Source organism: Paenimyroides viscosum, from assembly GCF_003858535.1.
GTDB classification, from domain to species: domain Bacteria; phylum Bacteroidota; class Bacteroidia; order Flavobacteriales; family Flavobacteriaceae; genus Flavobacterium; species Flavobacterium viscosum.
The window spans coordinates 23,437-33,936 of record NZ_RQTJ01000032.1 but is presented as its reverse complement, the minus strand read 5'-3'; the positions used below and the strand labels follow the sequence as shown (position 1 = coordinate 33,936).

Below are 10,500 nucleotides of genomic sequence, written 5' to 3'. Positions count from 1 at the left end.
TGTATTCGACAGAAATATTAACAACCTAAAAATTAATCTCGTTTAATAATGCACTATGGGTATCACTAGTATTTCTATTGCTTTCATGGATTGTAAATGCACAAGGCCCGTTAACAAAATATGGAATTAATATGGCTAATAAATCATTTGCTATCGGTTATTATGAAAAAGAGGACAGAGAAGTAGCAGCCGTTCCAATGATTCATGTGAACAAACCAGAATTTTATGAAATGACCAAACGAAAAATAGACAGTTTGCGCAGTGATGGTTACCAAGTGTTTTACGAATCAATTGATTCAAAAGTTACGGATTCTTTACAATTAGATCTTTTGATGAGAAAATTTCGTCAGGTAACCGGATTTGCACTTATGGATTATATGGATAGCGAAAATGAGTCTTTTAAATCGCTACAAAAAGCAAAATATGTTTCACAAGCTGAAGTAGATTACGGAGTAAATTACAAAACAGATCATCATGCAGATTTGTACCTGGAACAAATGATCGAACTATTTGAAAAGCGTTTTGGTAAAATAATATTGAACGATTGCGATAGCACTACACTATTGGGGAAAAAGTATAAATGCAGTAAAGTAGATGAAAGCAAGGAGTACTATATTTTAAATAGAATTAGAGATCATTATTTGTTGGATAAAATAGAAAAATCTTCTGCAAGAAAAATTGTTGTTGTTTTTGGTCGCATCCATATTATGGATTTACATAGTAAAATTCAAAAGTTAGGTTGGTCGCATCAAAGGGAAAAAACTGAACGCATCACCAATTTTATTAAATAATTTTTTCTAAATCGTCAGAAAATAAATAAACATTTTAATATAGAATAACTAAAATATTGCTTGATATAACACTATTTTTTAAAATTAAAACTATGAAAACAAAAATTACATTACTAATTACACTGTTTATTGGCTTATTAGCCAACGCACAACCTTTTTATACCTTTAGTAAGTAAACAGCTACTTATACCGATTTGGTTAGCCCAATTAGTATAAACAACAACAAGCCTTGGCAAAAACATAACGTAAACAATGGTTTATATTGGGACTATACTTTGCCGTTTAACTTTAATATAAATGGAGTTAATTACAAATTTATTATGTTTGATGGTGCTAATATTTCTTTGATTAGTATGAGTACGAGCGAAGTGGAACTTTATGGTACAGGTATTGGTATTGCCGACAAAAGTGCTGCAAATGCCGCTACATCTATATCGCCAGTTGGCTATAAAGTAGAAGGAACTTCAGGAAACCGTATTTTTAAAATGCAGTTTAAGAATGCTGGATCAGCCGTTGAAAGGTATTTTTATTTTGCAAATACGCATTATTTAAATTTACAAATTTGGTTGTACGAAGGTTCAAATGTTATTGAATACCGTATTGGAGATCATAATTTAAGCACCTATAATTATCCTAACGAAGAACCTGTTACCCATTTTGGGTTTGGTGGCGAACCATCTTCAGGAGCTTTCGTGTGTATGTTATATAATGATGCACAAAATCCGCTGTTGGGCGAATATACAGACTCAAGTCAGGTAACGCTTGATAATTATGGATTTACAGGATATCCTGCAAGTGGAACTGTTTTTCGTTTTACGCCTGCAACAAATGCAAGTGCTCAGGATAATTTGTTTGATGTCGTTAAAGTGTACCCAAATCCAACAACCGATTTCTTGTTTTTTGATCATTTAACCGAAACTAAACAGTATACAATTTATAATGTAAACGGTAAAATTGTAAAAAAGGGAATGATAAGTGAAGAACATAATAAAATTAACGTGTCCGAAATTCCTGCAGCGGTTTATCTGTTACAAATAGATCAATCAACCTTTAAGTTTGTAAAAAAGTAAATAGTAATATAAAATCAATAATTTAAATTACATAATTCCGATAGTGTTTAGTCACTGTCGGTTTTTTATTTTTAGTGATTTCGGGAAATGAAAATTCTATATAATAGCTGTTTCCATTAGATTTTTGTATCTTTAAAAGGTGAAAAAACGAACTGCATTAATAACACTAAAACCACAAAACGAGCAACTAAAAAAATTGGTTGCTTATTATTATTTTCATACATCTACAGATGAACAGCATTTCGAGTCGTTCTATTTTTATCCTAATTACCTGCATGCTTTAACGGTTTATCGGGGAAATGATATTTTAATAAACTTTAAAATAAAGGAACTAAAATAACTTCTTCTAATAATATAGAAAAACTCACTGTTCTTTATACCATCAATTCAAAAGAAAAATATTATATTGAAATGAATGGCGTTTTTAATAAAATTGGAATTGTTTTTTATCCGTTAGGCATAAATCATTTTATAGACAAACCTTTAAACGAATTGTTAACGCAGCAGATTCAAGAAATATCTTTGAATCCACTTTTTCATGAAATACTATCAGAATTAACCGACGATTCATCAGCCGAACAAAAACTAGAAATTGTGGAGAATGCTTTGTTGTCAATAATTCAACCTTTTCAAGAAAACGAATTACAAAAAGCTGTTAAGGAAATTATCAAATCTAACGGAATAATTAAAATTTCAGAATTAGAACAAATAACGAACAAAAACAGAAAAACGTTGCTTCGTCTTTTTAAAAAACATACCCTTGCCACAATTGAGGAATATAAAAAAATGGTTCTGTTTCGCAATTCGTTAAATTATGCCATAAGGCATAAAGAGCTGACAAATTTAACTGATGTGGCGCTTTATAATATGTATTACGATCAGTCGCATTTTATAAAACATTTTAAAAGTATTACCAACGAAACACCCAAAACGTTGCTTCCAAAAATAAAACAAATTGATAATGAAGATTTATACTGGTATTTTTTAGAAAATTAAAATTGAATGTCTCAATTTTACAATTATTTGATATTGCTGTGTTCTATTTTTGCTAAAACAAATTTAAACAACTATGGCAGTAATAAAAATTCAAAGAGGAAGTGGCTTTGCAGACAAAGTTCGGAACTATAAAGTGTTTATTAATAGCGAAGAAGTAGGAATTATTTCAGAAGGCGAAATAAAAGAATATAATGTTAGTCCGGGTACACATACCGTTTCAACCAAAATTGATTGGGCAGGAAGCAAAGATGTAATCGTAAATTTAAAAGAAACCGATGTGGTTAATTTTAAGGTGGAGAATTACACCGCCAAACATTGGCTAATTTCTGTTTATTTCATTGCTTTCATCACTTTAGTACATATTGTTTTATATATAACGATTGATTTTCAATACACATCATTATTGTTTATTCCAATTTTAGCAATCATGGGATATTATCTAACTATCGGTCGAAATAAATACCTAACATTAAAAGAATTATAATTAAAACACTTAAAATGAAAAAGCTTACAGTTTTAGCAGCATTGTTAACAGCAACAATACAAGCCATTGCGGGCGAAATAAAAATAACAGCAAATCTTACTGGTTTTTCTGATACCGCCGTAGTATATTTAATTAGCGGACAAACACCTATTGCCTACAAAACATTGACACAAGGTAAAGTAGAACTATCTGCGGAAGTTTCTGAAACACCGGAAAATTATATGATGTATATTGTAGATAATAATCAGCCTTATTTCACAGGACTATTTGTAGCCGATGAAACCTTGCAAATTACAGCAGCTAAAGAAGATTTTCCTTACCAGGTAAAAGTTAACGGTTCTAAACACCATTTTGCAAAAGAAAAACTAAATGAATTGCAAATGCCTTTACACAAAAAAGGAGAAGCATTCAAGCAAGAAATAATTGCATTGCAACAAACACCCGAATGGCAAAAACCTGAAGTGCAAGAAAAATATGTTGGAGAAAATGGATTAGGAAGTAAACTTGCGTTTGAATTAAAACAAATAGAAGCAGATTTTATTTTAAACAATTTTGATAATGCTTATACTTGGACTTTGTTGCCATATAATACCACTGCTTTTGATAAAACGTTTTATAAAGCGGTATATAATAAAATGAATGCTGAACAAAAGCAAACCGAAATAGGAAAGAAATATTTATTAGCATCAAAAAGCCAACGTTTAACTAAAGGCGACAGCTTTATTGATATAGCAGTTTTAGATAAAGATTTAAAAGCAGAAAAATTAAGCGATCATTTTACTCAGGATAAAGAACATGTCTTAATTGATTTATCATCAGTAAGCTGTCCAAGCAGTAGGCAAGCGTTCGAAATTACACAAGAGCTAACAAAAAATAAAGAAAAATTACAAGTTGTTAGTGTATTGCAAAGTCCTGATGCAGCTACTTACCAACAATTTGGTGCGTATAGTACAAGTAATTGGGCGATAGTTTACGCAGAAGATTTTATTAATACTGATACTTATATTCAATACCAAGAAAATGGAACACCTACGTTTTTATTGTTTGATAATGAAGGAAAATTAATAGATCGTTGGTCTGGAGCATTGATTCATCAGCAAAAATTAGAACAACATTTTGGTAAGTAATTATTCTAAAAACGTGTTATTAACTAATAGCACGTTTTTCTTTTTTAACAATAATAAATAACCATTACTTTAACAAGGCGGTCATTTTTAAACTGAAATTCATAAGTCATATAATCATTGTTTATATAATACGAATTGGTCAACGGATCAATCGAAGTAATTAATCCCTTGCCAACTTTAAGAAATTCAGCAACTGTGGAATGATTGTTTAAATACGTATTTTTAATTTTAAAACCGTTGGCGTTTACCATTTCCATAGATCTTATGTGGTAGGTTTTGTTTACATCGTGCCCGATACATTCTACCGAACCAAAAAACACATTGGTTTGATAATCGCCCAAAGCACAATCGTCTAAATCAGTGTATTGATTTTTAATTTTTCCTAAATTACTTTCTAAAAATGATTTTTTAAATCCTTTTTTAGGTTCTATTTCATTATTTATTGTGAAGCCAAACTGCTTTTCCTTCTGTAGTTTAATCGGAAGGTTAAAATCATCTTTTGGAATATTTTTCAAAACATCAGCTTGCAATAAACAAATCTCGGCAACTTCCAGCTGATTGTTTTTTGATGCAAATTCGGCATACAAACGCAAAGCCGCTTCGTTTTCACGTTGGTTGCTATTCCAGCCCAATTCTAAAATGCGTTCGGCAAATTTCTTTTGATCTTCTAAAGTCTGTGCTTTATTGTATTGATTTTTTAAATCTGATAACTCTGGTCGTTTGCCAACATATTTTACAGGAATGTATCCTTTTTTATCATTAATCTGAACCGGAATCCAAGATTCTGCATTGTATGGATAATAATAAATAGCAACAGGTGTTCCATTTAATAAATTTCCTACCACGGCAGCCGAACTATTAGGTAATTCACGGACTTTTAAGCTTGCAACTGTGGTAAATAAATGAGGCGATCCGTAATATTCATCGTTTTCTACAACAACTGCAGGCGATTTTTCGTAATGGTCACTGGCGTTTAAACGATCTTTTACATAGTACGTATCTGTAATAAAAATTGTTCCTGTGTATGGAGTATTAATTTTATAAACATATTTGTCTTGAAGAAATTCATACGAATCTATTTGCGCACCACGTAGAAAAATTCCAACAGCTTTTGATCCTTTTTCGTTGTTGTATGCAACTGTGGGAGTAGATATGTATTTGCGTTGTGCATTTACCGACAAACCTGCCAATAAAAATAATATCATTAGCTTTTTCATATTCTTAATTAATGATCAGTTATATCTACAGCGATTCCTTAATTTATTTAAATATAACCTTTTAAACGATAATATATTTCTTTTGATATTTCTTTTGTTGATCCAATTTTAAATCTTTCAGGTAAATAGTCATTACTACAAGCATATTCAAATGCAAACTCTAGAACTTCAGTGTGTGTATTACAATTCAAGGTTATATCATCTTCATAAATTGCTATAGTTATATCTTTTGATATATCATTAATAGTGAAATAATTAATTTCAAAGTATCTGCATTCTAAGTCAACCTTTAAGTAAATTCTGGCTATTTCATGAGATGAGCATATTTTAGTTTAGAAATTTGAGTTTGTAAAATCAAAAGCTATGATCTGATTGTTTTCTTCAAAAATTCCTTTTTTTAAGTGATAATCTCCTAGTTTTAATTCATATTCAAAAAATGGATATTCACTTAAATTAATCATCTTATAAAAAAAGTCTTTAGCCTCATCTCCAATTAGGCATACTTTTAAACGAATTTTTTCATTTGGTATAGAATAAATAATATTTTCATTATGGTCTTTAAGATCCATATATAAATCTTCATATAATCTCCAAATCCTTAAAGTACTTAGGTTTAATTTTTTATCATTTTTAATTTTAATTTCATAATTTTTTGCAATATCATCTCCAAGAATTCTTATAGGATCTCCGTTTTTTAATGCGTAAATTATTTGCTCTTCTTTCATAAGTGGTTTTTAGTGCATCGGATTAAAAAAGTAAAAATTTTCACTAACAATCTGCTAAGTTCACGGCAATTGCCAAACCACCTTCGCTTGTTTCTTTGTATTTGTTGTTCATATCTTGCGCGGTTTGCCACATGGTATTCACCACTTTATCTAACGGAACTTTTACGTTTTTAGGATCGGTATCTAAAGCTAGTTCGGCAGCGTTTATGGCTTTTATAGCGCCCATAGTATTGCGTTCTATACAAGGAATTTGTACCAAACCACCAATTGGGTCGCACGTTAAACCTAAATGATGTTCCATAGCAATTTCGGCAGCAACGGTAACCTGCTCAGGCGTTCCACCCATTAATTCGCACAATGCCGCGGCAGCCATTGCAGACGATACGCCAATTTCGGCTTGGCAACCACCCATTGCTGCAGAAATAGTTGCTCCTTTTTTAAAGATCGAACCAATTTCACCAGCAACCATTAAAAACTGTTTAATTTCTTTATCGCCCGCTTTATGATTTTCTATTACTAAATAATACATTAAAACGGCAGGTATTACACCTGCGCTTCCGTTGGTGGGTGCAGTAACCACACGACCTAATGCAGCATTTACTTCGTTTACAGATAATGCAAAACAACTTACCCATTTTAAAATCTGACGGAAATAAACTTTTGTTTTACGAATGGTTTGTAGCCATTCTTGAGGATTGTTATAAGGTAAATCGCCTTTTAATTTTTGATAGGTGTCATACGCACGTCTACGCACATTTAATCCACCTGGTAAGGTACCTTCTGTGTGGCAACCTGTATAAATACATTCTAGCATGGTATTCCAGATACGCATCAACTCGTGATCGATTTCTTCGGGAGAACGCAATGATAATTCGTTTTGGTAAACTAATTCTGATATCGACTTGTTTTCTTGTTTACAGAATGCCAAAAGTTCATCGGCTTTCTCAACAGGGAAAGGAAATGTAGCTTTAATTTCGTCATTTGCTACGTTTTCTGCCGATTCTTCTTTTACAACGAATCCACCACCAATAGAGTAGAAAGTTGATACATATTCTTTGTTTTCATAAAATGCCGTGAACGATAAACCGTTGGCATGAAAAGGTAAAAAGTTTTTATTGAAAACAATGCTTTCGGTTGGGTTAAACTGTATTTGAACAGAATTTCCTAAGTTTAAGGAATTTGTTTGTTTAATTTGATCTACAATTCCCGAAATATCATCAATAGGAACGTATTCAGGATCGGCACCGCTTAAACCTAGCATCACCGCTAAATCGGTAGCGTGGCCAATTCCGGTTAACGAAAGCGATCCGTATAAATCAACCGTTACATTTTGAACCTTATCAAAAATATTTAGATCTTTCAATTCCGCAATAAAGCGTTCGGCAGCACGCCAAGGTCCTAATGTGTGGGAACTCGATGGGCCAACGCCAATCTTTAACATATCAAAAACCGAAATACATTCCATAATAATTCAAACAATTAATAAAGCGAAGATAGACAAAATAAATATCCTTTTAAAAAAATTGATGGATATGACAAATGTTTCTTATTAGTGAAAATTGACACTAATATTATTGCTTTATTCTTGAAATTCTGACAGGATGTCATTTTGTTTTTGTGAATTCTGACATTTTTTTATACTTTTTAATTTAGGCACAACAATTGACTAATAGAAACCGTGAACAAATCACAAAACAATAAAATACAAAATAAAATATTAAAGATATGAGTAAGATAATTGGAATTGACTTAGGAACTACCAACTCTTGTGTTGCAGTAATGGAAGGTAACGAAGCAGTGGTTATTCCAAATGCAGAAGGTAAAAGAACAACACCATCTGTAATTGCATTTGTTGAAGGTGGCGAAATTAAGGTTGGTGATCCTGCAAAACGTCAGGCAGTTACTAACCCAACAAAAACCATAGCGTCTATTAAACGTTATATGGGAGAAAAATTTTCTGAAATACAAAAAGAATTATCACATAGTGCGTACAAAGTAGTTAAAGGTGATAACGATACACCACGTGTTGATATTGACGGACGTTTATATACACCACAAGAATTATCGGCAATGACGCTTCAAAAAATGAAGAAAACTGCCGAAGATTACTTAGGGCAAACAGTTACACAAGCAGTTATCACGGTTCCTGCATATTTTAACGATGCACAACGCCAAGCAACTAAAGAAGCTGGGCAAATTGCTGGTTTAGAAGTTATGCGTATTATTAACGAACCAACTGCTGCAGCTTTAGCTTACGGTTTGGATAAAGGCGGACAAGACAAGAAAATTGCAGTTTACGATTTAGGTGGTGGTACATTTGATATCTCGATCTTAGAATTAGGTGATGGCGTTTTTGAAGTTTTATCTACAAACGGAGATACACATTTAGGTGGTGACGATTTTGACCAAGTAGTTATTAACTGGTTAGCAAACGAATTTAATAGTGCAGAAGGTGTAGATTTACGTCAAGATCCAATGGCATTACAACGTTTGAAAGAAGCTGCAGAGAAAGCAAAAATTGAATTGTCATCATCGGCTCAAACAGAAATAAATTTACCTTACGTAACAGCTACTGCTACAGGACCAAAACACTTAGTGCAAACTTTAACACGTGCGAAATTTGAGCAATTAGCAGACGATTTAGTACGTCGTTCAATGGAACCATGTAAAAAAGCGTTAAACGATGCCGGTTTATCAATCTCTGATATCGATGAGGTGATTTTAGTAGGTGGATCTACACGTATTCCGGTAATTCAAGAGCAAGTAGAAAAATTCTTTGGTAAAAAACCATCGAAAGGAGTAAACCCAGACGAGGTTGTAGCTTTAGGAGCAGCAATTCAAGGTGGAGTTTTATCTGGTGATGTTAAAGATGTATTGTTGTTAGACGTTACACCATTATCATTAGGAATTGAAACAATGGGTGGTGTATTCACCAAGTTAATCGAATCGAATACAACCATTCCTACAAAAAAATCACAAGTGTTTTCTACAGCAGTAGACAACCAACCATCGGTAGAAATTCACGTTTTACAAGGTGAGCGCCCAATGGCGAATGATAATAAAACAATTGGTCGTTTCCATTTAGATGGTTTACCACCAGCACAACGTGGTGTTCCACAAATTGAAGTTACTTTTGATATTGATGCAAATGGTATCATTAAAGTATCGGCTACAGATAAAGGAACAGGAAAATCTCACGATATCCGTATTGAAGCTTCTTCAGGATTAACTCCGGAAGAAATTGAAAAGATGAAAAAAGAAGCAGAAGCTAATGCTGAAGCAGATAATAAATTGAAAGAAACTGCTGATAAATTAAACGAGGCAGACGGAATGATTTTCCAAACCGAAAAACAATTAAAAGAGTTTGGTGATAAATTGTCAGACGGTAACAAATCAAACATCGAAGGTGCATTAGAAGAGTTGAAAAAAGCTTACGAAACACGTGATGTAGATACAATTACTCCAGCTTTAGATAAAATTAACGAAGCTTGGAAAGCAGCTTCTGAAGAAATGTACAAAGCACAAGGTGATGCACAACAAGGTGGCGCACAACAAGCACAACCAAACCAAGACGGTGCCGATGCTACACAAGATGTAGATTACGAAGAAGTAAAATAATATATTTTTAATAACTAGGAAAAACCTCAAACAGCAATGTTTGAGGTTTTTTATTATAACAGGACTTAAACGATTTGGAATACTTTATAGATCGTGCGGTTCAAAAACATTTTGGACTTTCTATAAGCTTACCCAATTCAGAAGTTTATGGCGCAGACACTTCCATATCTTCAGCAGATGTTTTAAATGATTACGATGATTGTTTAAGAACTTATGGCTTACAAATAGGATGTATTGATACAGAATCAGATGAATATGTACTATTTGTTCATAAAATTGAAGCAATTGATTGTATAGATGAAGCTGTCCAAATCATTGGTTTTGATTATTATGAAATAGATTAGTTTACTTCTTTAGTATCACGCTAATACGATGTGTTTTATCATAAAGTTAAAGTAAATCTTTAATTCAATATGATGTATTTTTATACCTCAAAAGGTATATTTTTTTATCTTTTTAAAATTTTATACCC

11 protein-coding genes are annotated in these 10,500 nt (G+C 32.3%); 8 read left to right on the top strand and 3 right to left on the bottom strand.

The genetic code is table 11. The features are described 5' to 3' along the window. The first annotated feature begins 131 nt into the window (after window positions 1–131). The 6 genes from EG242_RS12195 (at window position 132) to EG242_RS12170 (ending at window position 4,468) form a co-directional block, all read left to right on the top strand. A complete protein-coding gene (locus EG242_RS12195; RefSeq protein ID WP_124900142.1) occupies window positions 132–791 on the top strand; it encodes a hypothetical protein in 660 nt (219 codons plus the stop codon). A 353-nt stretch (window positions 792–1,144) separates the two neighbouring features. Then, the gene (locus EG242_RS12190) at window positions 1,145–1,861 is read left to right on the top strand and encodes a T9SS type A sorting domain-containing protein (protein WP_158608870.1); all 717 of its coding nucleotides are present in this window, start codon (window positions 1,145–1,147) and stop codon (window positions 1,859–1,861) included. A gap of 139 nt (window positions 1,862–2,000) precedes the next feature. Next, a complete protein-coding gene (locus tag EG242_RS14855) occupies window positions 2,001–2,201 on the top strand; it encodes a hypothetical protein (protein WP_124900140.1) in 201 nt (66 codons plus the stop codon). A 71-nt stretch (window positions 2,202–2,272) separates the two neighbouring features. Continuing rightward, a complete protein-coding gene (locus tag EG242_RS12180; protein ID WP_124900139.1) occupies window positions 2,273–2,857 on the top strand; it encodes a helix-turn-helix domain-containing protein in 585 nt (194 codons plus the stop codon). Window positions 2,858–2,930: 73 nt separating this feature from the next. Further along, window positions 2,931–3,341: a hypothetical protein gene (locus EG242_RS12175; RefSeq protein ID WP_124900138.1), complete on the top strand. Its 411-nt coding sequence runs from the start codon at window positions 2,931–2,933 to the stop codon at window positions 3,339–3,341. A gap of 14 nt (window positions 3,342–3,355) precedes the next feature. Beyond that, window positions 3,356–4,468, top strand: coding sequence for a DUF4369 domain-containing protein (locus EG242_RS12170; protein WP_124900137.1), 1,113 nt, complete (start codon window positions 3,356–3,358; stop codon window positions 4,466–4,468). Window positions 4,469–4,512: 44 nt separating this feature from the next. Here EG242_RS12170 and EG242_RS12165 read toward each other — a convergent pair whose 3' ends face one another. The 3 genes from EG242_RS12165 to EG242_RS12155 form a co-directional block, all read right to left on the bottom strand. After that, window positions 4,513–5,673, bottom strand: coding sequence for an SH3 domain-containing protein (locus EG242_RS12165; RefSeq protein ID WP_158608869.1), 1,161 nt, complete (start codon window positions 5,671–5,673; stop codon window positions 4,513–4,515). A gap of 344 nt (window positions 5,674–6,017) precedes the next feature. Further along, entirely contained in the window at window positions 6,018–6,410 is a 393-nt protein-coding gene (locus tag EG242_RS12160) for a hypothetical protein (RefSeq protein ID WP_124900135.1), read from the bottom strand. Between the two features lie 43 nt (window positions 6,411–6,453). Further along, window positions 6,454–7,875: an L-serine ammonia-lyase gene (locus EG242_RS12155; RefSeq protein WP_124900134.1), complete on the bottom strand. Its 1,422-nt coding sequence runs from the start codon at window positions 7,873–7,875 to the stop codon at window positions 6,454–6,456. 260 nt (window positions 7,876–8,135) lie between these two features. Here EG242_RS12155 and dnaK point away from each other — a divergent pair, with 260 nt between their 5' ends. Continuing rightward, window positions 8,136–10,028, top strand: a complete 1,893-nt coding sequence (gene dnaK / locus EG242_RS12150) for a molecular chaperone DnaK (RefSeq protein ID WP_124900133.1) — start codon at window positions 8,136–8,138, stop codon at window positions 10,026–10,028. Window positions 10,029–10,102: 74 nt separating this feature from the next. Next, on the top strand, window positions 10,103–10,372 hold the full coding sequence (locus EG242_RS12145) for a DUF6630 family protein (RefSeq protein ID WP_124900132.1): 270 nt from the start codon (window positions 10,103–10,105) through the stop codon (window positions 10,370–10,372). The last annotated feature ends 128 nt before the right edge of the window (window positions 10,373–10,500 follow it).

Coding starts and splice junctions, on each gene's coding strand:
- EG242_RS12180 (WP_124900139.1), top strand. CDS start 2,273: ATGAATGGCGTTTTTAATAAAATTGGAATTGTTTTTTATCCGTTAGGC.
- EG242_RS12165 (WP_158608869.1), bottom strand. CDS start 5,673: ATGATATTATTTTTATTGGCAGGTTTGTCGGTAAATGCACAACGCAAA.
- EG242_RS12170 (WP_124900137.1), top strand. CDS start 3,356: ATGAAAAAGCTTACAGTTTTAGCAGCATTGTTAACAGCAACAATACAA.
- EG242_RS12155 (WP_124900134.1), bottom strand. CDS start 7,875: ATGGAATGTATTTCGGTTTTTGATATGTTAAAGATTGGCGTTGGCCCA.
- EG242_RS12195 (WP_124900142.1), top strand. CDS start 132: ATGGCTAATAAATCATTTGCTATCGGTTATTATGAAAAAGAGGACAGA.
- EG242_RS12190 (WP_158608870.1), top strand. CDS start 1,145: ATGAGTACGAGCGAAGTGGAACTTTATGGTACAGGTATTGGTATTGCC.
- EG242_RS12160 (WP_124900135.1), bottom strand. CDS start 6,410: ATGAAAGAAGAGCAAATAATTTACGCATTAAAAAACGGAGATCCTATA.
- EG242_RS12175 (WP_124900138.1), top strand. CDS start 2,931: ATGGCAGTAATAAAAATTCAAAGAGGAAGTGGCTTTGCAGACAAAGTT.
- dnaK (WP_124900133.1), top strand. CDS start 8,136: ATGAGTAAGATAATTGGAATTGACTTAGGAACTACCAACTCTTGTGTT.